General features: G+C 46.7%; 22 protein-coding genes. 9 read left to right on the forward strand and 13 right to left on the reverse strand.

Annotated elements, in window-relative coordinates:
• Positions 1-37: 37 nt before the first annotated feature.
• Complete coding sequence (locus tag KTO58_RS10785; protein ID WP_095839352.1) at positions 38-634, reverse strand: DedA family protein; 597 nt, start codon at positions 632-634, stop codon at positions 38-40.
• A gap of 109 nt (positions 635-743) precedes the next feature.
• On the opposite strand from KTO58_RS10785, the gene KTO58_RS10790 reads away from it, so the two are divergent.
• Entirely contained in the window at positions 744-1,463 is a 720-nt protein-coding gene (locus KTO58_RS10790; RefSeq protein ID WP_095839351.1) for a hypothetical protein, read from the forward strand.
• Between the two features lie 178 nt (positions 1,464-1,641).
• Here KTO58_RS10790 and KTO58_RS10795 read toward each other — a convergent pair whose 3' ends face one another.
• Positions 1,642-3,804, reverse strand: a complete 2,163-nt coding sequence (locus tag KTO58_RS10795) for an outer membrane beta-barrel family protein (protein ID WP_095839350.1) — start codon at positions 3,802-3,804, stop codon at positions 1,642-1,644.
• Positions 3,805-4,004: 200 nt separating this feature from the next.
• Between KTO58_RS10795 and KTO58_RS10800 the strand changes: the two genes are divergently transcribed.
• On the forward strand, positions 4,005-5,063 hold the full coding sequence (locus KTO58_RS10800; RefSeq protein WP_095839349.1) for a sensor histidine kinase: 1,059 nt from the start codon (positions 4,005-4,007) through the stop codon (positions 5,061-5,063).
• A 1-nt stretch (position 5,064) separates the two neighbouring features.
• Positions 5,065-5,802, forward strand: coding sequence for a LytR/AlgR family response regulator transcription factor (locus tag KTO58_RS10805; RefSeq protein ID WP_095839348.1), 738 nt, complete (start codon positions 5,065-5,067; stop codon positions 5,800-5,802).
• On the opposite strand, the gene KTO58_RS10810 is transcribed toward KTO58_RS10805, so the two are convergent.
• Positions 5,792-7,141, reverse strand: coding sequence for an amidohydrolase family protein (locus KTO58_RS10810; RefSeq protein WP_095839347.1), 1,350 nt, complete (start codon positions 7,139-7,141; stop codon positions 5,792-5,794). The genes KTO58_RS10805 and KTO58_RS10810 overlap by 11 nt on opposite strands.
• A 198-nt stretch (positions 7,142-7,339) precedes the next feature.
• Here KTO58_RS10810 and KTO58_RS10815 point away from each other — a divergent pair, with 198 nt between their 5' ends.
• Entirely contained in the window at positions 7,340-7,879 is a 540-nt protein-coding gene (locus KTO58_RS10815; RefSeq protein ID WP_095839346.1) for a GNAT family N-acetyltransferase, read from the forward strand.
• A gap of 114 nt (positions 7,880-7,993) precedes the next feature.
• Here the strand turns inward: KTO58_RS10815 and KTO58_RS10820 are convergent, their stop codons facing one another.
• Both KTO58_RS10820 and KTO58_RS10825 read right to left on the reverse strand, forming a co-directional pair.
• Positions 7,994-8,665: a type 1 glutamine amidotransferase domain-containing protein gene (locus tag KTO58_RS10820; protein ID WP_095841613.1), complete on the reverse strand. Its 672-nt coding sequence runs from the start codon at positions 8,663-8,665 to the stop codon at positions 7,994-7,996.
• A gap of 198 nt (positions 8,666-8,863) precedes the next feature.
• Positions 8,864-9,430: a Crp/Fnr family transcriptional regulator gene (locus KTO58_RS10825; protein ID WP_095839345.1), complete on the reverse strand. Its 567-nt coding sequence runs from the start codon at positions 9,428-9,430 to the stop codon at positions 8,864-8,866.
• Between the two features lie 119 nt (positions 9,431-9,549).
• On the opposite strand from KTO58_RS10825, the gene KTO58_RS10830 reads away from it, so the two are divergent.
• From KTO58_RS10830 to KTO58_RS10845, 4 genes are all read left to right on the forward strand, one after another.
• On the forward strand, positions 9,550-10,674 hold the full coding sequence (locus KTO58_RS10830; protein WP_198314943.1) for a glycoside hydrolase family protein: 1,125 nt from the start codon (positions 9,550-9,552) through the stop codon (positions 10,672-10,674).
• A gap of 16 nt (positions 10,675-10,690) precedes the next feature.
• Positions 10,691-11,050, forward strand: coding sequence for a DUF4180 domain-containing protein (locus tag KTO58_RS10835; RefSeq protein WP_095839344.1), 360 nt, complete (start codon positions 10,691-10,693; stop codon positions 11,048-11,050).
• A gap of 61 nt (positions 11,051-11,111) precedes the next feature.
• Positions 11,112-11,846 (forward strand): DUF481 domain-containing protein, encoded by a 735-nt coding sequence (locus tag KTO58_RS10840; RefSeq protein WP_095839343.1) that lies wholly within the window; start codon positions 11,112-11,114, stop codon positions 11,844-11,846.
• Positions 11,847-12,203: 357 nt separating this feature from the next.
• The gene (locus tag KTO58_RS10845; protein WP_157753037.1) at positions 12,204-12,512 is read left to right on the forward strand and encodes a hypothetical protein; all 309 of its coding nucleotides are present in this window, start codon (positions 12,204-12,206) and stop codon (positions 12,510-12,512) included.
• Between the two features lie 58 nt (positions 12,513-12,570).
• Here the strand turns inward: KTO58_RS10845 and KTO58_RS10850 are convergent, their stop codons facing one another.
• Entirely contained in the window at positions 12,571-13,767 is a 1,197-nt protein-coding gene (locus KTO58_RS10850) for a multidrug effflux MFS transporter (RefSeq protein WP_095839341.1), read from the reverse strand.
• Positions 13,768-13,972: 205 nt separating this feature from the next.
• On the reverse strand, positions 13,973-14,434 hold the full coding sequence (locus tag KTO58_RS10855) for an Mpo1 family 2-hydroxy fatty acid dioxygenase (RefSeq protein ID WP_095839340.1): 462 nt from the start codon (positions 14,432-14,434) through the stop codon (positions 13,973-13,975).
• Between the two features lie 254 nt (positions 14,435-14,688).
• Between KTO58_RS10855 and KTO58_RS10860 the strand changes: the two genes are divergently transcribed.
• Complete coding sequence (locus KTO58_RS10860; RefSeq protein WP_095839339.1) at positions 14,689-15,147, forward strand: hypothetical protein; 459 nt, start codon at positions 14,689-14,691, stop codon at positions 15,145-15,147.
• Between the two features lie 2 nt (positions 15,148-15,149).
• On the opposite strand, the gene KTO58_RS10865 is transcribed toward KTO58_RS10860, so the two are convergent.
• The 6 genes from KTO58_RS10865 to KTO58_RS10890 all read right to left on the reverse strand — a co-directional run bounded on the left by KTO58_RS10865 (position 15,150) and on the right by KTO58_RS10890 (position 24,943).
• Complete coding sequence (locus tag KTO58_RS10865) at positions 15,150-16,478, reverse strand: MFS transporter (protein WP_095839338.1); 1,329 nt, start codon at positions 16,476-16,478, stop codon at positions 15,150-15,152.
• A 38-nt stretch (positions 16,479-16,516) separates the two neighbouring features.
• Positions 16,517-18,346 (reverse strand): alpha-amylase family protein, encoded by a 1,830-nt coding sequence (locus KTO58_RS10870; RefSeq protein WP_225860191.1) that lies wholly within the window; start codon positions 18,344-18,346, stop codon positions 16,517-16,519.
• 24 nt (positions 18,347-18,370) lie between these two features.
• Positions 18,371-20,698: a glycoside hydrolase family 65 protein gene (locus KTO58_RS10875; RefSeq protein ID WP_095839336.1), complete on the reverse strand. Its 2,328-nt coding sequence runs from the start codon at positions 20,696-20,698 to the stop codon at positions 18,371-18,373.
• A gap of 39 nt (positions 20,699-20,737) precedes the next feature.
• A complete protein-coding gene (gene pgmB, locus KTO58_RS10880; protein ID WP_095839335.1) occupies positions 20,738-21,388 on the reverse strand; it encodes a beta-phosphoglucomutase in 651 nt (216 codons plus the stop codon).
• Between the two features lie 27 nt (positions 21,389-21,415).
• Positions 21,416-23,269, reverse strand: coding sequence for a glycoside hydrolase family 13 protein (locus KTO58_RS10885; protein WP_095841611.1), 1,854 nt, complete (start codon positions 23,267-23,269; stop codon positions 21,416-21,418).
• Between the two features lie 87 nt (positions 23,270-23,356).
• Complete coding sequence (locus KTO58_RS10890; protein WP_095839334.1) at positions 23,357-24,943, reverse strand: RagB/SusD family nutrient uptake outer membrane protein; 1,587 nt, start codon at positions 24,941-24,943, stop codon at positions 23,357-23,359.
• Positions 24,944-24,946: the final 3 nt, after the last annotated feature.

Consider the following 24,946-nt stretch of genomic DNA (forward strand, 5'->3'; position numbering starts at 1 on the left):
AAAATGGGAAAAGTAACTTGTTATTGCTGACCGGACATTAGTCTTTCTTTTTGAATTCGCGTATGATCTTTATCACTACTGGGACTGTAACAACGACGATGATACCGGTTACGACATACTTGAGGTAAGGCTGTAGGAAGGGCATGCTGCCAATGAGGAAACCTGCCATTGTGAAGCTGAGGATATATCCTACAGAGCCGGTAAAAACATATAGCAGAAAGCGTACAAAATTGAGATTAATTATACCGGCTACGATAGGGCCAAAAGTTCTCACGATAGGCAGGAACACGCCAATGCTCAGGGCGATGCCACCATGTTTTTTATAGAAGTTCTCTGCTTTGATGAGGTATTGTTGTTTGAAGAACCGGGAGTCTTGCCGTTTGTATAGCAACGGGCCGGTTTTTATGCCGATCCAATAGCCGGTCAGGTTGCCTAATACGGCGCCTAGCACACCTAATGCCAGGATTGTAAAGAGGCTATAGTCTAGCACGCCGGTCGCCACCATTACGCCCCCCATAAAGAGGAAGCCACCACTAGGAATAAAAAAGCAAGGGATGAGGCCTGTCTGAGCGTATACGGCGAGGAAAATGAGTATGGGTCCTCCTAATTTGATCAATGCTTCTGAGTCGAACATGCAGTCAAGTTGATAGGGTGCCAAGATAAGGATAATGCCGGATTATTGATAATATGCGGATATTTGTTAATTTGCATTCCGTATTACTGTAGCAAACCTATTACCTACTATGAAACGTATTTTCTTAGCCGGCGCATTCATGACCTATGCGCTATTCACCCAAGCCCAACATACTTTTGACAACAGGGGTAATGCCAATGTAGGTATTGGTACTGAAACACCTAATGACAGGCTGGAGGTGATCGGAAGGACACGATTGACCCGTACGGATTCCCTAAAGGCGGTAGGGCAATTATTGATGACATCTTCTGACGGAAATTTTCTACTGGCAGGTAGCAGTATGCCATCGGGCGCGTGGAATAATATTACGCAGGCCGGAGATCAGGCGTTGATATATTCAGGTAGTAATTACGGTACCGGCAACCTGGTCATTGCCCCCTGGTCGCTGGTGGAAGGCGGGTCAGGTATGCGGCTGGATAAAGACGGGAATGTAAGCATAGGCCTCCCTTTTAGCGCCGGATATAAACTTGCTGTCAATGGCGCGGCGATCTTCAACCGTATAAAAGTGAAACCAACGGCGAACTGGCCGGACTATGTTTTTCACGAGCGGTATCCCCTCCTACCCTTGTCTGTACTGGAAATTTTTATTAAGACGCATCATCATCTGCCGGAGATACCCTCTGCCAAAGAGATGGAACGGCAGGAGCTGGATGTGGCTGAGATGCATCAGCAATTATTAAAAAAGGTAGAGGAGCTTACGCTTTACATTATTCAACAACAAAAAGAGATCGCTGAATTAAAAACAAAAGTAGCAGCGATCCATCATTAAACACATGCTTATTAACCGACAAATCCGAGCTAGTTACACCTTACTTACCTGGTCACGGATATCACCGAAACGTGCCGGGAGATGCACCAGCTGGTCGGCACCCAACAGATAGCTGCTGCGCAGGCTTTGCTGCTGCAGGAACAGCCTTATGACCTACTTGATGCCACCAGGGCACGGTTTACGGCAACCGGGTATTTTCATCCCTGTTATCTTTCCTCATCTGCTTAATCCGCATCCCTTTCCGTAACTGATAGCTGATCCCTACCGTTATATTCCTGGTGTCCCACTGCCTTTGCGTGTAACCTACTACGCTATGCTGTCGCCACTCCCGTCTGTCTATCCGGGTATAGGCGATATCCCGCAGGTTCAATTGAATGGTGCCTTTATCTTGCCATATCTTTTTGCTCACACCGGCATGTATGTACCAATTGCCCGCCTGTATATATTGTGCGAACACCTGTGTGCTGGTATAGTTACTCATGATGGTGGCTGTCCATCCATGCGGGAAGCGGATCGTCTGGTTGAGCGAGATATCCCAGTTGCTACCAGTGGTGTGTAACCCGTTGTGCTGCCAGGTACCTATGGTAGTCGTAGAGGTGTACAGTATTGACGGATTAAGCTCCCACCAAGGCAAGGGCTTCCAGGTGATCGACAATGAGGCGCCGTACTGTCTCCTGTTGAGGATATTAGCAGGCTGATAGTACAGGCGATCGTCGTGGATGGTTATGGTCTCTTCCTGTGCGTTTCGCAGGTGATTATAGAAAACGGTGCCATGGATCATTTGCCGGAAGAGATAGGCCAGTTCGATATTATCGGACAGTTGTGGTTGCAGCAACGGGTTGCCGGAGCGCCAGGTATAGCGGTCGGCCGGTGTTGAGAACGGCGACAGGTCTGTATATCCCGGGCGATCTATGCGGCGTCCGTAAGTGGCATTGAACTGATGATCGGACTGCGCAGCAGGTTTGTATGAGATGTAGGCTGTAGGGAACAACTGTATATACTGGCGGGCTACCCCGGTACCCTTTTGCCGGGTGTGTTCTGTTCTCAGCCCCATTTGCAAGGACCAATGTCCGCCGGTATTCCTATAACTCAGATACGCTGCATGTACCTGCTCCTGGTATCTGAAAGTATTATGGCGATCGTCTTTGGGGACAGGTGCTCCATTCACTTCGAAAAGGTAGGAAGCGTTGCTTATTGTATTCGCCAACACAGTCTTCCAGCCAGCTTCCAGGCGGGCATTTTTTGTGAGCGGGCGCTGGTAATCTGATTTCAGGGTGACGATGTTTGTCTTAAAAGATAATGCTGTACGGAGGCGTTCTGTGAGGGGGGACGGATCGGCTGTTGTGCTCAGCCGGTTGTTGTTGTCATAGCTATATTGTTGATGGTAGCTGATGTAATCGGCATCGGCAGACCACTCATGGCCGCTGCTGTCGAACTGGTGGTGCATGCCGATAGCAAAACTGCCATTGCGGGTGTTTCTGATACCCTGATTGCCCGCATGGGTGAGTGTATCTCTCTGGCTGGGGGTGCCCGATTGGCGGCTGTCGAGCCAGATGTATTCCTGTTGTCGTGCGGATTGCAGGTGTGTAGCGATCGACCAGGATGTGCGAGGTGAGGCGTAGCAGGTGGTGCTTAGCCTGAAGATACTTCTTTCGTTGGGTATCCTGGAGAAGGCATTTTGTTGCAGCCTGCTTTTATTGTTTGATGACAGTGATGCTCTTCTGCTGTCTGTTTCAAATAGTCCGGTTCCCTTGTAGTAATTGGCGTTACCGGAAAGTTGCCAGCTGCTATTGCGCCAGCCGAAGTTGGTGCTTTGCGAGGATCTGTTATACCGGCCCTGGGTATCTTCCGACAATAGTTGCAGGCTGGAGCCCTGTTGTTGTTGTTTTTTCAGGCGGATATTAATGATGCCGCCGTTGCCAGCGGCATCATGTCTGGCGGAAGGATTACTCAAGACTACGATTTGCTCTAACATAGCTGCCGGCAGGGAGCGCAGGTAGGCTGCCAGTTCGCTGCCCTGCAGGTAGGTGGGTTTATCATCGATGAATATGGTGACAGTGGGACGACCTCTGAGGGAGATGTTATCCTGATCTACTTTTACACCCGGTAGCTGTTCCAGTAGCTCCAGTGCATGTGTTCCTGCACTGGTAGCCGGATCTACACGAAATATCAGTTGATCGGCCTTCATCACTACGCGGGATTGTGCGGTGATGACGTTGACGGTACGCAGCAGGCGGGTCGTGGTGTCTCGTTGCTGTGCACAGACGGTATTCATATTCAGCAGGAGACAACCTGTTATTAAGCAAGTGATGACGGGATAAATGATGTGTACGTTGATCATAGCGGATGTACGGGATTTGTCGTGACAAAGGAAGTGAGGAAAGCCACAGGCATTCTTTTATTTAGACCAACGACGATTATGTCCGTGAATAAGACGCTATTCATGTGTAGCTGTCGAAAGTGGTCTAAAAGCTGTCGTTTGTCGAAATAACTAGTACAGCAGGGATTAATCTGCTAACTTGGTCTGACAAAGCGCGTTCTATGTCACGACAGTTTTACGTAGCCAATAACCGGTTACTCACGCATATCGTGTTCTGGGTTTGTTACCTGTTGGCTTGTACGGGAGTACATGCCGACGGAGATGAAAGTTTCTTACGTTATCTGCAATATGAAGCACAATGGTTGCCTGCGGCTATCACCGTGGTATATGTGAACCTGTATGTATTGTATCCGTGGCTGTTTGTGAGGAAACATTATGTCGCCTATGCGATCGTTACCCTGTTACTATTGTTTGCCGGATCGTTATGCAGCCGAATCCTGATCGAGTGGTACCTGGAGCCGACGTTCTTCGCCGACACCACACATGTAGATGACATCTTTGTATGGTATATGTTGTTCAAGGGCATGCTTTGGTTCTTAAGTCCGGTGGTGTTATTCACGCTGTTACTACGTGTATTCAGGCAATCTTACGAGCAGGAGCAGCATCACCAGGAGATGATACGGGAGAAGTTACAAGCGGAATTGAACTTTCTCAAGGCGCAGGTGCATCCTCACTTTCTTTTCAACACCCTTAACAACCTGTATTCTTTGACGCTGACGGCCTCGCCGGTAGCACCGCAGGTAGTATTGAAGCTGTCTGACCTGTTGAGTTATATGCTGTATGATACGCAATCGGGTAGTGTACCATTGAGTACGGAGATCGCGCATATCAGAAACTATATTGAGCTGGAGCAGCTACGTTATGGTCACCGGCTGGATGTGTCGCTGAATATATCCGGAGATATCAGCGGGCAGCGGGTGGCGCCGTTGCTGCTCATACCATTCGTGGAAAATGCGTTTAAGCACGGAGTGAGTCAGGAGATGGACCAGGCATGGATCACGATAGACATTAAGCTGAAGGAAGGGTGGTTGATCCTGAAGGTGGAGAACAGTCATGCGGATATGGCGGAGGCGTCCTCCGCTACGCTTGTCAAAAATGGGATTGGCCTGCAGAATATAGTGCGGCGGCTGGAATTGTTGTACCAGCATGCTCATGAGCTGGTGCTCAGAAAAGAAAGTGGTCGTTATATTGCAGATCTTAGAATTAAAATGTACGTATGATATGGAGGACAATAAGATCAAATGCCTGGTAGTAGATGATGAGCCTTTGGCCAAGGAGGTGCTGATAAAATATATCGGGCAGCTGGAAACGCTTTCGCTGGCCGGTAGTTGTGATAATGCGATAGATACGTTATTGTTCCTGCAACAGCATAAAGTGGACCTGCTGTTCCTGGATATCCAGATGCCACGTCTCAGTGGCATTGACCTGCTCCGGACATTGACATATCGACCGAAGGTGATCTTCACTACTGCATTCCGGGAATATGCGCTGGAAGGTTTTGAGCTGAATGTGCTGGACTATCTATTGAAACCTATCTCCTTTGAGCGGTTCCTGATGGCGATCAATAAATATCATGCGACCAGTGCGATATTGCCTGTTGTCCCCTACCCGGTAGCTACTGAAGTGACGACTGGTATTTCCGCGGCCCCTTTCATGTATATCAAAGTGGATAAAAAGATGGTAAAGATATTTCTCCGTGATATTCTATATATAGAGGGTTTGAAGGATTATATAAAGGTAAAGACGATCGACCGGTCACTGGTGACCTATCAGCGTCTTACTTACCTGGAGGAGAAGTTACCCGACACGCATTTTTTACGTATTCACCGTTCTTATATCATCGCGCTGGATAAGATATCTTCTTTCAGCAATACGCTGATTGAGATCGGGCAGGAGGAGTTGCCGATAGGGCGGCAATATAAACCGGAGGTGATGAAAGCTTTGGGTGTTACTGAATAGCGTTTTTTTCCAGTGGCCCTTGGCTAACCTGTTGACCGGCTTTGTAAACGGCTGTTATCTTCCTTGTATTTTTTATATCATCGGCTGGATTGCCATCGAGGATGAGCAGATCTGCAAGTTTACCTTTTTCTATAGTGCCTGTCTGACGATCTATTTTCAATGTGCGGGCGGCATTGCCGGTTGCTACGGTGATGGCCTGAACGGGCGTTAGTCCGGCCTGTACCATGAGCTCTAACTCGAGGTGTTCGGAGAAGCCCTGTGCGCGTACCGGGTTTGCGCCGGAATCTGTGCCGAAGGACACCAGTATTCCCGCGTCGTGGATTTTCTTCAGATTACGTTGGGCGGTCTTAAATGCTTTGAGGTTTTTGTCATAGCCCGCCTGCAGCTGTTGCTGGTATTTTTCTGCGGTGATCATCTCGTATACGCCCGGTTCGAGGGCAGCTTTAAAAAACGCATCATCTATCCATTCTGGTCTGCGGGCATAGATATAGGCATATTCATCCAGCGATAGTGTGGGGATGTAAATGACTCCTTTTTGCTTCATCGCCTGTAGGATATCCTGGTCTACGTCTTTGTCCCGGATGCTGTGAGCGATGATGTCTACGCCGGCGGCGATCAGTTTGCGGGCGTCTTCCAGGTAATACAGATGTGAGGCTACCCGCAAGTGATGTCGATGTGCTTCCCAGATGATGGCGGTATAGACTTCTGGCGTCATTTTAGGGGTGCCGCCGCCGAAGTCGTCGACCCATATCTTTACGACAGCAGGTTTTACTTTGGCCAGTTGTTCCATTTGGGCAGGCACTTCACCGGCATTGGCGGGGCGGTATAGCAGGTCCATGGGGAACGGCGGGGGCGGTGCGCCACCAGGTATGGTAAAACCATATCCTGCGGAGTGCAGGCGGGCACCCGGCAGCAGGCCAGCAACTGATGAATCCCGGAAGCCGGTCTGGAAGATCAGCGGCCTGTCGGTACCCATTGCGAGCACTTGCGTGATACCATAGTCCTGATAACGAATTAGCTGACGCAGGAGGTTGTCCCGGCTATAGTTGCCGGGAGGTGTTGTAAGGCCTTTCAGGGTGCCTGCGTGGGCGTGGGTAACTATAAAGGAAGGGATAACAGTTTTTCCTTTGAGGTCTATGACCGTCGCACCTTTGGATGGCAGGCTATTTCCGACGGCGGCAATGTTGGGACCCTGTATCAGGATGTCTGTATTTTGCCGCGGTGCTTTACCGGTACCATCGATAAGGGTTGCATTTTTGAGTAATGTCGTCTGGGCGAAAATAACATTAGCATTTAACAAGCTGATGAGCAGTATCAGGAGTAGATAAGGTTTCCGCATAGTCCGTGATTTTGATAACAAAGGATTACTTCTTCATTAAATGTACCAAAAACAACGGCTAAAACATATCTGGGCGGATCATTTTAAGCATTGGTGTACTATCAAACTATCTGTTTTCCGGTATATTTGTATTCATAGTAGATACCCGGCCCTGCTCTCCCCCGAAGAGCGATGGGGGATTTTTTAAATCAGTATCGCATGACAATAATACCCGATATTTCAATCAGAGAAGAGCAAGAAGGGGACCGTGCGTTGGTTTTTGAGATCAACAAACAAGCCTTTGGCCGACCGGAAGAGGCGATGTTGGTGGACCAATTGAGAAAGAGCGCGGCATTTATCCCCGAATTATCATTAGTAGCGGTGGTTCACTCGAAGGTAGTGGGGCATATTCTTTTTACGCAAATAAAGATCCATCATCCGGATCAGGCACTCCCTTATACGACGGCGCTGGCATTGGCTCCGCTGGCAGTGCTACCTGGGTTTCAGCACAATGGTATTGGCGGAGCATTGATTACTAACGGGTTGCGTATTGCTACGGCGTTAGGGCATAATGCCGTTATTGTCATGGGGCATGAGGCCTATTATCCGAAGTTTGGTTTTATACCCGCGGAGAAGTGGCAGATCAAGGCACCTTTTGAGGTACCGGAGAGTAATTTTATGGCGGTGGAGCTGATCCCTCATGCATTGGATCATGCGGCAGGTACGGTGGAATATGCCCGGGAATTTGGTATCATGTAGCTATGCCCTGGCTATAGGAATGATATACCGCAGGTACAGGAAAGGTGGACTTATACTATACATTCTTATCGTCCATAGGCGAGTGCCTATGGACGGATCAAGTTATTCTGATCGTTATTTTAATGCCGTCAATATGGCCTCTCCTACCCCTTTGGCGGACTGGGGATTTTGTCCGGTGATCAGCCGTTGGTCTGACACGACATGAGCTTGCCAGCGGCCAGCTTTCTCAAAGCGGGCACCTCTTTCTTTCAGTTTATCTTCCAGCAGGAATGGTACTATTTTATCAAGTTTGACGGCAGTCTCTTCTTCGTTGGTAAAGGCATTTACTTTTTTACCCGCCACCAGGTATTTACCATTACTGAGTTTAACATTGACGAGGCCGGCAGGTCCGTGACAAACGGCACCTACTATTCCATTTTGTTCATATATGCGGGCGGCGATGCCGGCGAGCGCCGTATTATCAGCCAGGTCCCACATTGCTCCATGTCCGCCCGCATAATAGATAGCTGCGTAGGCTTCCGGTTTTACCTGATCGGGAGTCATGGTATGAGTAATTTTCTCGTGGTAGGCAGGGTCTTCCCAGAATTTCTTATTTACCGGATCTTTGAGATCGAATCCATCTACAGGTGCTTGTCCGCCCTGAGGGCTAACAAAGTCAATATCGTACCCGGCAGCGGAGAGGACTTCCCAGGGATGGGATACTTCTCCCAGGTAGAAACCGGTAGGTTCTCCGGTACTGCCTTTTTTGTCATGACTGGTTACTACGAAAAGGATCTTCTTGCTCATATGTTTAAATTTTTGCGTTTGTGCGAAAGCGCCGGTACTGATAGTTAGTAGCAGTGCAGCAGCCAATGCAACTCTAATAGTCTGTTTCATATGCTATTATCCGATATGTTGTTAACACATATCTATGATGCAAAGTTGGGACCATCCAGGTTACCAGGAAAGGGCGGGACGCACAATATTAGTGTGCGCCTGATCACATTAATCCTGATTAAGGCGGCTGAGTGCTTGCCGGGAGACGCCGAGATAGGAAGCCAGTAATGTTTTGGGTACACGTTGCAGCAAAAGGGGATTCAGCTGCAATAACTGATCATATCTTGACTTGGGGTCTTTATTGAGCAGGAGCAGTATTCGTTTAAGAAGCGCGTTATAACCGGCATTTGATTTTTTGCGGAAGAAATTGGCCATGCTATGTAGTTCATTACACAGCTTTTCCCTGTTTTCTGCAGACAGTACCAGGAGCTGTGCATTTTCTATGCAGTCGATCTGCAAGGTAGCCCTGGTACTGTTGGCCAATGCCTGGTAATCGGATATCCACCAATCTTCCATCGCGAATTGCAAGATCCGTTCCTTTCCATCTTCGTCAGTATGATAGGCTTTCAATAGTCCTTTTTCCACCCAATGGTCATTCAGGACGATCTCTCCTTCCTGGATAAGGAACTGATGTTTCTTCAGCCGTTTCACCTTAAAATGTGACAATACGTATGCAAATTCTTCGTCGGTGATGGTTACGATCCGGGCAATATGTGCTTTGAACAATTCACTCATGTAGGGCTATTGGTATTAAACGGTAACATAAATATAGGGAAAGGTGTGGATAGCGTTGTTGTATCTCCTTGTAAAAGAAAGTATTATCTTAAACGGCGGAACATTTATCTTTGATTTTTATGAAAAGAAGGCAGTTTTTACAACATATGACCGCTGGTATTGTGCTGCCCGGCTTATTGGGCTTGAAGGATAGTTATGCCCGGGGGTGGCAGGAATCCTTTGCGGATAAATTGTTGCCTGCGCCGGTGGGTGGAGGTTTTATGATGGAGGGCTATTGGATATGGGATCCTTCTGTTATAAAAGGAGAAGACGGGCGTTATCATATGTTTGCTTCCCGCTGGTCAAAAGAAGTAGGATTTGGCAACTGGGTGACCAATTCCGAGATCGTGCGTGCCGTATCTGATACTCCCGTGGGGCCTTATACGTTTGTAGAGACTGTATTGCCTGCCAGAGGCGGTCCATATTTTGACGGGCGTGTTACGCATAATCCACGGATCACGAAGTACGGGAAGCAATATTTGTTGTACTATATGGGTACTACTTATGATTTTGCCATACCTGATAATAAGGACGATGTATGGGCCGATGGACGAGCCCAGCGTGCTTGGATGAATAAGCGGATAGGCCTTGCCGTGGCCGACAAGATCACGGGCCCCTGGAAGCGGGTGGATACACCTGTGATCCAACCCAGGAAAGGTAAGTGGGATGCTTCTATCACCTCCAATCCCTCTCCGGTAGTAAAACCGGATGGGAATGTGTACCTGATGTACAAATCATCTTCCAAGGATCACCATCCACCGCTATTATTGGGGGCAGCCCAATCAAAAGGAGGATACAATGGTCCTTATGAACGTTTATCTGATGAGCCGGTGTTTGCGTTTCACAGTAAGGAGAATATGGATAACGACGTGGAGGACCCATTTGTCTGGTGGGCTGGTAATCGTTTCGAGCTGATCATGAAAGACCGGTTCGGACATATCTGCGGGGAAGAGGGCGGAGGCATTCATGCCAGTTCGCGGGACGGGATCAAGTGGCAGTTATCAAGCCCTGTTAAGGCTTATTCCCGACAGGTAAAATGGACCGACGGCAGCACCACCCGGCAGGCCAATTTTGAACGACCCTTTCTTTTATTTGAGCAAGGAGTGCCCACGCATCTTTTTGCTGCCACGGGTTCGGGACCTGGGCTTTACCAAGTGGACAAGACCTGGAATATGGTCATCCCATTGCGGCACGGAGGTATTTAATTTAACACGCATTACAATGGAAATCATCTTACATAATATCAACGGACATACCATAGCGCAAATACAATCTGATGGGATCGCCATCCACAATACAGCAGACGCGCTTGATGTGATAGGCAATGTGCGATATCAGGGAGCTGGTAGCATTATCGTGGAATCCGGTCAATTACATCCTGATTTCTTCGATCTGAAAACCGGTGTCGCGGGAGACATTCTACAGAAATTTTCCACTTATGATACCCGGCTGGCTATAGTAGGTGACTTTTCTATTTTTAACAGTAATGCTTTACGTGACTTTATTTACGAGAGTAATAAAGGCGGGAGGGTCAATTTTGTGGCGACGATCGCTGAAGCACGGGAGAAGCTTTCAAAATAGCCGCTTCAGGCACGTTGTTTGCGGCCTGCCCTACTTCCATTACTATAAATATGCACCCCTGATGATCAAACGTATTGTATTGTTGATACTGTTATCCGGATACAGTGTTATTTGCCATGCGCAGTTCAGCGACTCCGTTAACTACTATATAAAATATGCTTCTACAGGATCCATCAACCGTACCAATGATGGGAATTCTTACCTGCTGAATAACAATATGCGTTTCAGGATCAGCAAAAAAAAGATCAGTCTGAATGCCGCAGCAGGATATATTTATGGTAAGAATAACCAGGCGCTGACGAATGATGATATTTCGGCGGCTGTGGACTTTAGTGTATTCCGGTCCAAGGACTATTTCTATTACTGGGGGCTGGCTAACTTTGACAAGAGCTTTTCGCTGAAGATCAATCGCAGGTTTCAGGGAGGCGTTGGTGTGGCATATGATATTATTCATCGTCCTAATGCCACATTGAATATCAGTGATGGGGTATTATTTGAAAACAGCGATCTGTTCCTTAAGGATACGATCCCGGATGTTTATCATACTTTCCGTAATTCGCTCCGCATATTATACCGTTGGGTAATCAAAGATATCGTCGTGCTGGAAGGCACTCACTTCCTACAAAATTCGCTCTCACACGGTAATGACTTTATCATCAAAAGTAATACGAGTCTATCGGTAAAACTGCGTTCCTGGCTGAGTATCACGGCTGCACTGAACTACAACAAACTAAACAGGACGGACAGGGAGAACCTGCTGATCAATTATGGCGTGGCGATAGAGAAGTATTTTTAAGTAGACCGCTAATGACAACCTATCTTTTTACCGCTGACCGGCTGGGTTTCAGAGGCTGGCAGGACAGTGATATCTTACCCTTTTCTCAATTGAATTTGTCTTCGATATCCGTCCTGAGTCAGGGTCGTTACTGTGGTTCATTTGCACCATTATGCCCTATCTTTAGTACAACATTTTCCCATTTACCCTTTTTTGCTTGCTTTATATGATGAGCGGCAGCCCTCGATCAGGCTGCCGCTTTTTAATTCTCCCCTCTTAACAGTTCATGGCATTATTCTTGGATTATCCTAAAAGCGATCTGATCCTGCTAATTATAAATCAGCGATCAGCATAGTTTACCCAAAAAATCATAATTATATGAGCACTGCAAAGCATATCCGTCATTTATTTCTTGCAGCTACCCTCGGTCTATTTGCTACAGCAGCTACAATGCCGGCAAATGCCCAGAAAAAAGTAGACAGCACTCTTAAAAAGATCGGCAACAAAACTGCTTCGGTAGCAGTAAAGGGAGCCTCTACGATCGCTGACAAGACTTATAAAGGTAAAGAAGGGCCTGATGGTCAAACGGTATACATTGACAAAAAGGACCGCAAATATTACGTGGACGATAAAGGAAAAAAGATCTATCTGAAAGCATCACAGATCAGGAACAAACAGGAAAGATAAATTCCTGATGATTAGATGGTTTGAGATAGTGGGGCGATGTGTAAGCATGCGCCCCTTTTTATGTTCTATACCAGGCCCTTTTGACCGCTACTAAGTGTATTATCAAGGCGATGGTTGCCAGTATAATAAATAAACAAGGCATGACACTTATGTATTCTGAATGTAACACACTCATGACTCCCATAATTCCTCCTGTAACAACATAGTAATATAATCCGAACAATGCTCCGGCTGTCCCGATAGCCATCTTATAATGTGACAAACCTGCACTAAGGCAATGAGGCATTGCTAAACCGGTTCCACAAAGTATAATAAACATTCCGCCCGCAAATCCGATTATAAAAGGTATAGTCGTGAGACCGGGTAACAGACACGTCCCTGTCATCACCAAGCTACCTGAAAGCATCACCCATAACCCGGATTGAATAATCAACATGGAGGGATTTCTGCGCATGAGACTCCTATTCAGTTGTGCAGCTAATATGGCGGAAGAAGACTCACACATGCCGATCCAACCATACTGTGCAGGGCTGCATCTAAGATGATCAATAAATACAAAAGGGGATTCTGCATAGAAACAGAAGATCATACCATACATGATCCCTACCAGTGCCCCCAGTGCGATGACATGCCGATCTGCAGCCATCTGTATCATCATCCCGGCAGCTCTAAATTTCACGCGGCCTATTTCCTTACCGGTTTCAGGTAATGAATACCATGCGCACGCTCCGATCACTGTTCCCATACCGGTCAATAGCGTGAATACAGCCGTAATCCCCCCATAATTCACCATATAACCACCCAGCAATGGTCCTATAGCCGGGGAGCATGCTAACACGGCAAACATACGGGCGAATATCAGCGACCGTTGCTGTTCGTCGTAACAGTCACGTATCATCGTCTGCGTGACGACGGCACCTGTAGCTGCGCCTACTGCCTGTATCAACCGGCTTAGCAGGAATAGGTGGATATGTGTAACCAGCAAACAACCCAATGATCCCACAATAAATAGCAATATGCCATAGAGAATGGCAGGGCGACGTCCCATCCTGTCGGCTAGCCATCCCCACAAGACAAAACCGATGGCAAAACCCACAAAGTAGATACTCAGGCTTGCCTGTATCCAGTTATCATCTGTACGCAGCCTGGAAGCCAGTGCAGGTAACGAAGGGGTATAGATAGTTTCAGCAATCTGCGGAAAGCCCACCAGCAAAATCAGCAGCCAGAATGCCGGCCGCGTCTTTATGTCTGTCATAAGAAAAAGAAATTTAAGAGTAATACAGGTATGAAGGGATATGGGAATACAGTAATGCCTTTAGCGAAAAGGGGACAGGCAATACAGGAGTGGTAATGAGGAAAAAGGAGAAGAAGAAAGGAAAAAAGGGGTTCTCCTATGTGGTATCACAAAGGTAGGTATTTATGCGATCGTTGCAAAGTGAGACTAACGGGCTATGGCATATTTATATTTTAAGACTGAGCTTTCGATAGATAAAACTTAATAACCAAGCAGGTCCTATGAGGAGAAATTGTAAATCTTTAAAGAAGGACGGCTTATGGCCTTCTATTTTATGCCCGATGAACTGTCCTATCCAGGCTAATACAAAAATGACCAGGGATACTTTCCATACAGCGATTCCACTATGTTCAATCTGATAACATAACCAAAAACATAGCAGCCCAATCAGTAGCATGCCTACTGCAAGGGAAGGCGACAGTCTTGCATAGTAGAAAATCACCAGCAGCAATACGACCGCCGCGATATTCATGGTCTCTCCCCATAGGGTAAAAGGTAATTTGATTTCATACAGGAATCCTACTACGCTGAAGAAAATAGCAGGCACACAAATCCAGTGGATCGTTTTGTTAGTGGCGTTACGGTGGCTGCTACCGTACTCATCCAACCACTGATGGATAGTTTTCATAACGGGGAGTTTTGTATAATTTACCCCATTTTTTTTAGGTGGCAAAAACAGGTATTAATACCTGCGTTTGCGTGATTAAAATTCGAAACAAATCTTTATATTTAATAAGCAATTTTTTAGGGGGACCATCATCACACCAAGTCAAACTAAAGAGGTGCCTATACCGGCACGACACCGTGCAACCAATTTCAGCGTAATACCCTGTCACTATACACTCGCAGCCTTAGCTAGAGGAGAACTATATAGCAGCGTCTATGGAAAAAACAGATCGTTATATCATGGGCAGATTTTACTGGAAAGCAAAACAGTATCATATTCCCTCAACGTCGTCCTGTTATTATGAGCAACTGGATGATGCCACCAAACAGCGTTTGGCCGGCCATATCCAGCATAGCTCGGGCATTCCTGCTTTATTTTTTACAGGTCATGGTAAGACATGGACATTACTATGTACCCGGCAAGTAATAGGATATAATGGCGAGGGTTATTCAACAATCTGCCTTGCCGGTATAAAACGCCTGTTTCCTCATCAACTTGATATGCTGGAACAAAAAACTGATAACAGGAATATTGCCAAATCCACCTGGACGGAGTTGTCCGTACATGATATTAACGATGCCAGGCATACGCTGTATACCGCAAATGGTACAGACCTCTTTGCTTTATGGAATTTGCTCTTGATGGGCATCCGGATGGAGCGTCCTTCCCGATAGGTTTATCTTTCTTTATTACGCATCACGATAGCTGCTGCGCATAACATACAAACACCTGCCAGTACCAGCGCGTAGATCGCTTCTCCGTTAAAGCAATATTTGATGATGAAGCCACCTAACAGTCCATTGACGATCTGGGGGAAGGTGATAAAGAAGTTGAAAATGCCCATGTATACGCCCATTTTATGCGCTGGGATATGAGCGGATAAGATGGCATATGGCATTGCTAATATGCTTCCCCATGCCATACCAATACCTATCATGGGGAATATCAAGGCCATTGGCTCATGAATGAAAAAGACGGCAATAAGACCAATTCCTCCCATAGTCAACGAAAACGCATGCGCGGCTTTGCGACTGGTACGGCGGGCAATGCCGGGCAATAACAGCGCGTAGATCGCAGACACACCATTGTAAACACCGAATAATATACCTACCCAGTTGCCCGCATCTGCATAGGCGGCAGACGATACATCTCCGGGAGCAACATTATAGACATGTTGGGCAATAGCTGGTGTAGTGAACACCCACATTGAAAACAAGGCAAACCAGCTAAAAAACTGTACCAGCCCCAGTTGCCGCATAGCTGCCGGCATACTGGAGAAATCCTTAAATATGTTTAACAGCCCTTTCTGTTGTTCTTCATTACTTTCCGGGTGGTACTTCGCATGTTCTGCAGGAGAATATTCTTTTGTCGTAATGACGGTCCAGAGGATAGCTCCTAGCAATACTGCTGCTCCTATGTAGAAGGAATAGATCACATTCTGCTCTACCTGTCCTTCTGGTGCCGTTTTAGCTACGCCACCATATTCTGCCAGCAGGTAGGGCAACCAGGAACCCAGTACCGCCCCTATCCCTATCAGGAATGTCTGGATAGAGAATCCTGCATTACGCTGGCTGTCAGGCAGATTGTCTGCTACCAGTGCCCTGAATGGCTCCATGGCAACATTGAACGATGCATCCATCATCATCAGAATGCCTGCCCCGATAAATATAGGAGGTAATACGGAAGTCAATACACTAGCATTGGGCAACAACATCAATCCCAATGCACTCAGGATGGCGCCAACCAGGAAGTAGGGTTTACGGCGTCCCAAGCGATTCCAGGTACGGTCGCTGTAATGTCCGATGATAGGTTGAACGATGATCCCTGTGAGCGGGGCAGCCAGCCAGAAAAGGGACAGATGTTCTACATCTGCGCCGAATTTCTGTAATATTCTCGAAGCGTTACCATTCTGTAACGCGAAGCCGAACTGAATGCCCAGAAATCCCAGGCTCATATTCCAGATACTGCTGAGCGGCAGCCTGGGCTTTTCCAATATTTGACTCATCCAAACAACGTATTAATAAGGTAAAGGATAAACCAGATTTACTGAATATAAGATATATCGCATATCCAGGCATCACCGGGAGGTACATTAACAGGTATACCGGCCTGCAGCTGTTTTACTGACAAAACTTTATCCGTAAGCAGCTCGCGTACTTTTAATTGTTTTTTGCCCTCACGCGTCCACTTCATTTGTATGGCAGCGGGTATCATCAACGTGGTTGTAAGGGGTGCTTTCCTATCAAAGTTGGCAACTATAAGAACCTGTTTATTATCTGAATACCGAAGATAAGCATACTGGCGCTTGTTCAGTGCATCATTAGTGATTTCATAGAAGGAGCCTTGGCGTATAGCCTCATGTTCACCCGTCAATTGTAACAACCTGTTATAAAAAGTACGAAGCCGCTGTTGATCTGCTGTAAGTTTTCCGCCATCAAAAGCACCCCCATTCATCCAAGCTTGGTGCTGCGGCATGCCCCAGTAATCGAAAATGGTACTACGACCATCGTCTCCGTTAAAACCTTCTTTTCCGCTCCCCCTTTCTCCGCTTTCCTGTCCGGCATATATCATAACAGGTCCGCTACCCAGGGTAGCAGTGATCACCATCGCTGGTTTTGCCAGCCATGCATTGCCGGCAAAAGCTGTTGATGCAATCCGCTCTTCATCATGGTTCTCCAGGAAACGTAACATACGGGAACCATATCCCCTACTCTCCTGCTGCCATACAAAACGAATATCGTTGACATCTGCCTGGGGCTCATTTCTGATCAACCGTTTTAGGCCATCATATAGCCCCACCTTATCATACAGGTAGTTAAACCCTGCTTTGTCAAGATATTCTTTATATACGCGAGGATTGTAAGCTTCCGCTATAAAGATAATATCGGGCTTTACCGCCTTCACTGCCGGGATAACCCATTGCCAGAATGCCACCGGCACCATCTCCGCCATATCACAGCGGAATCCATCTACATCTTGCTGTGCCCAATATACCAAGATGTCCTTCATTTTTAACCATACCGGTGGGATAGGATCAAAATAGCCCTTTTCTCCATGGGCATAATCAACACCATAATTCAGCTTAATAGTCTCATACCAGTCATCTTCTTTCGGCTGCGCTGAAAATACGTTGTTGCCTGTAGCTTTGGCGGGATGCTCCTCATAGGAGGCTGGCATCACGCCCGCAGTCAGCAGGTTGCTCAATGCCGGACTGGGCGGTAATATCAATGGTGTACCAGGGATATAATAAAAATCATTGCAAGGAGAGAACGCCTGGGTGGTATCATCTGCTGTGCCAAAATCTGTTACACCTGACGGTTTCACATCGGAATAGTAAGTACGGGCAACGTGATTCGGCACGAAGTCTATCAATACCTTCAGACCATGGGCATGTGTTCTTTTTACTAATGCCTGAAATTCGGACATGCGCTCCGGTACATTATTCGCCAGATCAGGATCAACATCATAATAATCTTTGATCGCATAAGGTGACCCCGCCCTGCCTTTTACGACAGCAGGATGATCTTTGCTGATACCGTATCGGGTATAATCCGACATAGTAGCATGTTCTACCACACCGGTATACCATACGTGTGATATTCCCAGGTCTTTGATAGCTTTCAGGGCGTTATCGTTGATATCATCAAATTTACCGCAACCATTTTCCCTAATGTCTCCGTAGTACTTATTCGTCGTCTGTTTGTTTCCGAACAGTCTGACCATTAATTGATAGATCCTCAATTTATGATCGCTGATCTCTTCTCCTGTCGTATACTCTTTTTTGATCGTCACTTGTTTTGATTGCTGGGCCATTACCTGGCCACTGCTTAACAGCGCTGTATAAAGTAACCATCTGTTGGCCCGAAAATGCATATGAACTGTCTTTGATGTTTTTACCTAGGCGATCCTGTGTAATGACAGGGCCGTTACTATTCTTTCTCCGCCTGCAATGGTGACCATCTGCTCATTAATATAAAGTTGGATAGGCGTTCCGGATTGGTTGCTTATGCTCACATCTTCCTTGCTGATAGCGACCTCCAGCAATATTCCTCTGAAGCGTATTTTGAATGCAAATGACTGCCATTGATCTGGTACAAAAGGGGTAAAATGTAGTTGTCCATCTCTTACCCGCATACCGGCAAATCCCTCTACTACACTCATCCAGGTACCAGCCATGGACGTAATGTGCAGTCCATCTTCGGTATCGTTATTATAGTCGTCCAGGTCCAGGCGGGAAGTTCGCAGATAGAATTCATAGGCACGTTGTCCATCTCCGAGTTTTGCTGCCAGGATCGCATGTACACATGGAGACAATGAGCTCTCATGTACCGTTCTTGGTTCATAGAAATCAAAGTTCCGACGGATGGTATCCATGTCATATCGCTCTTCCAGGAAATAAAGCCCCTGCAATACGTCCGCCTGCTTGATAAAGCAGGAGCGTAATATCCGGTCCCAGCTCCACTTTTGATTAAGTGGTCGTTGTGCAGGGTCCAGGTCGCGGGCCAGTACCTGTTCTTTGTCGAGGTAACCATCCTGCTGCAGGAAGATTCCCAATTCCGCAGATACCGGATAATACATATTATCGACGATATGTTGCCATTGCTGTGGCTCCTGCCCTGCATCAAATGCAGTTACACCCAGTATTCTGGCGTAGTCCGCAGGTGCTTCTGCCTCCACCTGTTGTAATGCTTCCAGCGTATAGGAAAGGCACCACGTAGCCATGGTACTGGTGTACCAATTGTTGTTTACATTATTCTCATACTCATTTGGCCCGGTAACACCCAGCATTACATACTGGCTCCGTTCTTCACTCCAGTTGACCCTTTGCGACCAGAAACGGGCAATACCGATCAATACCTCCAGACCATATGCTGACAAGTAACTGTGCTCACCGGTATAACGGATGTAATTATAAATAGCAAAAGCAATGGCCGCATTACGATGGATCTCTTCAAAAGTAATTTCCCACTCATTATGGCATTCTTCCCCATTCATCGTAACCATGGGATATAATGCCGCACCGTTCTTAAAGCCCAGTTTAGCCGCATTTTCGATTGCCTTGGGCAGATGTTTATAACGATACACCAGCAGGTTACGCGCTACCTGCGGATCTGCTGTTGCCAGATAAAAGGGAATACAATAAGCTTCCGTATCCCAATAGGTAGAGCCGCCATATTTTTCTCCTGTGAAGCCTTTAGGACCAATATTCAAACGAGCATCTTCACCGGTATAGGTCTGGTGTAACTGGAAGATATTAAACCGTATCCCCTGCTGGGCTGCCACATCCCCCTTTATCACAATGTCACTCTCCTCCCACTTTTTAGCCCAGGCCAATGCCTGATCTGCCAGCAGCTGATCAAATCCCTTTGCCGTAATCCGGTCTAATGCGGCCTGACCTGCCTGTTGCAGCTGCTCTTTGGGGTAGTTCTCCGACGATAAGTTGACAGCGTACTTATATATCGTTGTCTCCTGCTGTTCCTTCACAGCGATCACTACCTGGCTGCCTGCAAACTGTTGTTTCTTTACCGGTGTCGGCTGGAGTGACAACAACTGGCCGCCCTGCACGATACTATATTGTACACCTGTAAACACTTCGAAAGCAGTCTTCCGTGTACGTTGTATCACGTAGGCCCGGTGGTCGCTCACACCACTGGTAATGCCTTCCCAGAACTGCTCCTCATAATTGGCGTCCTGATTTCTTACGTTCCCATCCACATACGGAAGTATTGTAATACTTCCCTCAAAATTCAGCGGGGTAATACTATATCTGATAGCGCCTGCTTCATCATCAGCGATACTGCAAAAACGCCTAGCTTTAACACGTACCTGCTTACCACTCTTCAAGGTAGCAACGAACTGACGATCAAGATACCCTTCCTGCATATTGAGTATACGATGGAAATCGGTAACGGTACAATGTGCCAGATCTAACACCTCCGCTTCTATCTGAATATCGATACCGATCCAGTTAGCGGCATTCAGTACTTTAGCAAAATATTCGGGATATCCATTTTTCCACCAGCCTACACGTGTTTTATCCGGATAATACACGCCTGCCACATAGCTACCTTGCAGTCGCTCTCCAGAATAAGTTTCCTCAAAATTGGCCCGTTGGCCCATGCGCCCGTTCCCGAGACTGAATATACTTTCTGAGATCTTATTAAGATGAGGGTCAAATCCTTCTTCGACAATGTTCCAGTCGTCTACTTTGATATAGTGTTTCATAATTTGAGCAATGTTAGTCATCTCCGCTGGTGCAAGAGATTAAAGCGTTAATAGTTTTTCAATGGTTATAGCGTCAAGACCAGGTACTACCAGGTCTGCGGTTTTTAATATCTCCGGATCTCCAATCCCGACTGCTTTCATCCCTCCTGCTTTAGCAGCCGCGATGCCTGCAATAGCATCTTCAAATACCACACACGCCTGCGGCTCGACGCCTAATCCGCTGGCGCCGCGCAGAAAGACTTCCGGGTTGGGCTTGGAAGCGGTTACCTGGTTACCGTCTACCATTACATCGAAGAGAGCTAACAATTCCGTTTTCTCCAGGATAGCAGTCGCATTCTTGCTGGCAGACCCGAGGGCAGTCTTCAAACCTGCTGCACGAACAGCCATCAGGAAAGCCCTTGCACCTGGCAGTACCTCATCTGGTTGCATATGACGAATCATATCTACATACCAGTTGTTTTTTAAAGTGGCGAGCTCGAATTGTTCTGCGGCATTTTTTTGTACCCCACCCCATTCCAGTATCAAGGCAAGTGATTCCATTCGGCTGATACCTTTAAGCTGTTCATTTTGCTCATGGGTAAAATCGAATCCCAGTTCATTGGCCAATCGCTTCCAGGCTTTGTAGTGATACACGGCTGTATCTACTAATACACCATCCAGATCAAAGATGCAGGCTTTTAATACACACATTAGATAAGACTAAATTTTACTGACGGGTTAAGAATGTTTTATGCTTATTACATGAGTGGTATAAGCCGATACCTGTATATTATTCCTGAGATCAATGTTCGTTCCGGTATTAATCTCCTCTCCTGTCGATACTCCGTTTAGGCGTTCGGCAAATCGTTTTGTTTCTACAGTGGCATCTTTATCGCTACCATTCATGATCACCATCACGGTTTCCTCTTCATTGTAACGGAAGTATACATATACACCATTCTCCGGCACATATTGCATGGTTTTACCGGTTTGCAATACGGCATGTTGTTTACGGTAGTTAGCCAGCTTCTTTACATAGTCGAAAATTTCATTTTCGGGAGCGGTGCGTCCACCTGCGGTGAACTTATTCACCCTATCTCCGGGCCATCCACCAGGGAAGTCTGAACGTACAAGTCCGTCCGGGTTACAGAAGTTTTTCATTAATATCTCTGCACCATAGTAGAGCTGTGGGATACCACGAGTAGTCAACAGCCATGCCATTGCAGATTTATATTTCCGCATATCTTCCCCTACTACTGAAAAAAAGCGGCTCAGGTCGTGATTGTCTAAGAAAATAACCTGCTGCATAGGATCTTTGTACATAAAGTCGCTCGCCAATGTGTTATACAGGCGTGCCACTCCTTCATCCCAACCGGGCTTTTGCGTAAGTGCATCCGTTATCGCCCATAACAATTGGAAATCTGTTACTCCGGGTAATTCACTGTCAAAACCCCGATGTATGGTATTCCCTTCTGTAAAAAACACCTGATTAGGCATACCTTTCACAAATGTCTCTCCAAAGAAACTCAGCGTGGGATATTCTTCCTTCATGACCTTGCCCCATTCCTGCATGTAACCGGCATCGTTATAGCTATAGGTATCCAGCCTGAATCCATCTAAACCGGTATATTCTATCCACCATATGTGGCTTTGTGTGAAATAATTCCTCACATAAGAATTAGCCTGGTTTATATCCGGCATATGTTTATCAAACCAACCGTCGGTCATCAGTTGTTTATCGGCTTTAGCGGCATAGGGATCAAACTGGGTTTGTTCCCGGAAGTTAGACTTGGTATAAACAGGCCATTGATGTACCCAGTCTTTGGAAGGAAGGTCCTTCATCGTCCAGTGTTGACTGCCGATGTGATTGTGTACCAGGTCTTTGATCAGCTTCATGCCACGTTTATGCAATTCCGAAGCTAACTGCCGGTATAGCTCATTGGTGCCATAACGGCGGTCTATCTTGTAATGCTCTGTATTGGCATATCCATGATAAGAAGCGGAAGGCTGATCATTTTCTAATACCGGATTCAGCCATAGGGCGGTCACGCCGAGATCCTGCAAGTAATCCAGGTGATCAATGATACCTTGTATGTCGCCACCATGACGATAATACATGGAATCACGGTTCAAAGCGGTTTCCTGCATTCCTTTTACCACGTCATTTTTGGGATCGCCATTGGCAAACCTGTCCGGCATGATCAGATAGAGTAAATCCTGACTGGTAACTCCCTGTGGTTGTTGCTCATTCCGTTTCTTCAGTTCGTAGGAATAGCTGATATCCTTACTCCCTTTCCGCGTAAAACGGATGTTGAAATTCCCTGCCTGTGCTTCGGGTGCAATATGAAGATCGAGAAAGAGGTAATTGGGGTTTTCTACTTTATGTATTTCTGTTAAGGTTACGCCTGGATATTCAAGGCTGACAGTACGATCTGCGATCCGCTGTCCATGCACGATCAGTTGCAGGTTACGGTGTTTCATACCCACCCACCAGCAGGCAGGTTCTATTCTATCCAATGGTGCTATCTGGGCAAATACAGCACCTCCTGTCAGGCATATTGCCAACAATGTTATTACCAGGCGTTTTTTCATCATCTTAGCTTTAAAACGACAGGCAGGCCTTGCGATGACCGCCTGTCGTACTTTCCAATATTCTTGTACTATAGCTTATCCTCAGTGTTAGTATCCTGTATTCTGTGCGAGATTCGGATTGGCGGTACGGTCAGTAGCCGGAATGGGGAACAATACACGAAAATCTTCCACCCCTTTTCCGTCTTTCACATTTCCTTTCCATGGCCATACGTAGTTGGCTCCGGTATATTTTCCGAAACGGATCAGGTCCGTTCTGCGGTGTCCTTCCCAGAAGAGTTCACGTGCACGCTCATCCAGTATCACATCCAAACTAAGTTGTGTCAAGTTGCCATTTGCATTGCCATAAGCACGCTGACGAAGTGCATTAACATATCCCAGTGCTGTACCGGCATCGCCACCGGCACCACCTCTTAACACGGCTTCCGCATACATAAGATAAACGTCAGCGAGACGGAACATCGGATAATCGGTGTCAGGAAAATCTCCTGCAACATCAGATCCCGCCTTGCCGGCCTTATTTACATTTCTATACTTCGTGACAGCATAACCGTCATTGAAATTCGAGATGTTATTAATCTCCAATGTCTGACCAGCAGTGTGGAACATGGCGCGTTTATCGGCATTACCAGCTGCATCCGGGAACAGGTTCACCAAGGCTTTGGTAGTACGCAATCCAGACCAGCCACCATTAATACCGAAATCAGATGGCTTCATTGAACCTCCTACTGCAGCATGGATCAGGAATGTCATACCACCATATGTTTTAGTACGCTGACCGTCAAAAGCAATCGGGAAAATCAGTTCCGGTGAGGTATTATTATCCGTCAGGAACAGCTGGTTGTATTGAGGTTGTAAACTATATCCGGCTGCTATGATCTTCTTACAATAAGTAACTGCCTCCGTGTTTTTCGCCTGACCCGTATACACTTGTGCATTTAGATATAATTTGGCCAGCACTGTCCAGGCAGCAGCTTTATCCGCACGGGCATATTCATTCTGCCGTGCGTCTACCAACTGATTTTCTATTTCAAGTAATTCTTTTTCTACGTAGTTGAACAGGTCCGTACGTTTGATCTGAGAAGGGAAAAAAGACCCTACCTGATCCGTCTCCGTCACAAAAGGTACATTCCCAAACATATCCAGGGCATGCCAGTAACTGAGCGCGCGAAGAAAACGGGCCTCTGCCCTGAACTTACGTGCCTCATCAGCAGATGTGCCAGTGATACCTCGTTCGGACAACTTGGCGTCCGTGGTTTCGCGTATGAACTCATTACAAATGGATATCTCATAGAAAATCCTGTCATAAATAGATTTTACGAACTCATTCCCGGCAGTCCAGGTCATACGATGGTAGTCAGGCAGGTTACCATCAGCCCACCCTATCACAGCTTCATCCGTAGTTAATTCCTGCGCAGACCAATACTGCCTGATATAATTGGAAAACCCTTCGTCGATACCACTCAGATCAGGTTTACCTGCAGGGCCGCTCTGCCCACTGATCGCATATCCAGCATACAGTTTGGCCAATACCTGCTTATAGTTCTTAAAGTCCTTGTAAACATTCTCAGATATTTGCTCGTATTTAGGCAAACGATCCAGATCCTTGGTACAGGACGCTGCAGCCAAAGCCAGTACGCCTGCGAAGATATATTTGGTGAGGTGTTTTTTCGTCATGAT

The organism is Chitinophaga pendula (assembly GCF_020386615.1).
Taxonomy (GTDB): Bacteria; Bacteroidota; Bacteroidia; order Chitinophagales; family Chitinophagaceae; genus Chitinophaga; species Chitinophaga pendula.

What these genes read in the sequence shown, in the direction of transcription:
- KTO58_RS10785 (WP_095839352.1), bottom strand. Translation starts at nt 634, where the DNA reads ATGTTCGACTCAGAAGCATTGATCAAATTAGGAGGACCCATACTCATT.
- KTO58_RS10790 (WP_095839351.1), top strand. Translation starts at nt 744, where the DNA reads ATGAAACGTATTTTCTTAGCCGGCGCATTCATGACCTATGCGCTATTC.
- KTO58_RS10795 (WP_095839350.1), bottom strand. Translation starts at nt 3,804, where the DNA reads ATGATCAACGTACACATCATTTATCCCGTCATCACTTGCTTAATAACA.
- KTO58_RS10800 (WP_095839349.1), top strand. Translation starts at nt 4,005, where the DNA reads ATGTCACGACAGTTTTACGTAGCCAATAACCGGTTACTCACGCATATC.
- KTO58_RS10805 (WP_095839348.1), top strand. Translation starts at nt 5,065, where the DNA reads ATGGAGGACAATAAGATCAAATGCCTGGTAGTAGATGATGAGCCTTTG.
- KTO58_RS10810 (WP_095839347.1), bottom strand. Translation starts at nt 7,141, where the DNA reads ATGCGGAAACCTTATCTACTCCTGATACTGCTCATCAGCTTGTTAAAT.
- KTO58_RS10815 (WP_095839346.1), top strand. Translation starts at nt 7,340, where the DNA reads ATGACAATAATACCCGATATTTCAATCAGAGAAGAGCAAGAAGGGGAC.
- KTO58_RS10820 (WP_095841613.1), bottom strand. Translation starts at nt 8,665, where the DNA reads ATGAGCAAGAAGATCCTTTTCGTAGTAACCAGTCATGACAAAAAAGGC.
- KTO58_RS10825 (WP_095839345.1), bottom strand. Translation starts at nt 9,430, where the DNA reads ATGAGTGAATTGTTCAAAGCACATATTGCCCGGATCGTAACCATCACC.
- KTO58_RS10830 (WP_198314943.1), top strand. Translation starts at nt 9,550, where the DNA reads ATGAAAAGAAGGCAGTTTTTACAACATATGACCGCTGGTATTGTGCTG.
- KTO58_RS10835 (WP_095839344.1), top strand. Translation starts at nt 10,691, where the DNA reads ATGGAAATCATCTTACATAATATCAACGGACATACCATAGCGCAAATA.
- KTO58_RS10840 (WP_095839343.1), top strand. Translation starts at nt 11,112, where the DNA reads ATGATCAAACGTATTGTATTGTTGATACTGTTATCCGGATACAGTGTT.
- KTO58_RS10845 (WP_157753037.1), top strand. Translation starts at nt 12,204, where the DNA reads ATGAGCACTGCAAAGCATATCCGTCATTTATTTCTTGCAGCTACCCTC.
- KTO58_RS10850 (WP_095839341.1), bottom strand. Translation starts at nt 13,767, where the DNA reads ATGACAGACATAAAGACGCGGCCGGCATTCTGGCTGCTGATTTTGCTG.
- KTO58_RS10855 (WP_095839340.1), bottom strand. Translation starts at nt 14,434, where the DNA reads ATGAAAACTATCCATCAGTGGTTGGATGAGTACGGTAGCAGCCACCGT.
- KTO58_RS10860 (WP_095839339.1), top strand. Translation starts at nt 14,689, where the DNA reads ATGGAAAAAACAGATCGTTATATCATGGGCAGATTTTACTGGAAAGCA.
- KTO58_RS10865 (WP_095839338.1), bottom strand. Translation starts at nt 16,478, where the DNA reads ATGAGTCAAATATTGGAAAAGCCCAGGCTGCCGCTCAGCAGTATCTGG.
- KTO58_RS10870 (WP_225860191.1), bottom strand. Translation starts at nt 18,346, where the DNA reads ATGCATTTTCGGGCCAACAGATGGTTACTTTATACAGCGCTGTTAAGC.
- KTO58_RS10875 (WP_095839336.1), bottom strand. Translation starts at nt 20,698, where the DNA reads ATGAAACACTATATCAAAGTAGACGACTGGAACATTGTCGAAGAAGGA.
- pgmB (WP_095839335.1), bottom strand. Translation starts at nt 21,388, where the DNA reads ATGTGTGTATTAAAAGCCTGCATCTTTGATCTGGATGGTGTATTAGTA.
- KTO58_RS10885 (WP_095841611.1), bottom strand. Translation starts at nt 23,269, where the DNA reads ATGAAAAAACGCCTGGTAATAACATTGTTGGCAATATGCCTGACAGGA.
- KTO58_RS10890 (WP_095839334.1), bottom strand. Translation starts at nt 24,943, where the DNA reads ATGACGAAAAAACACCTCACCAAATATATCTTCGCAGGCGTACTGGCT.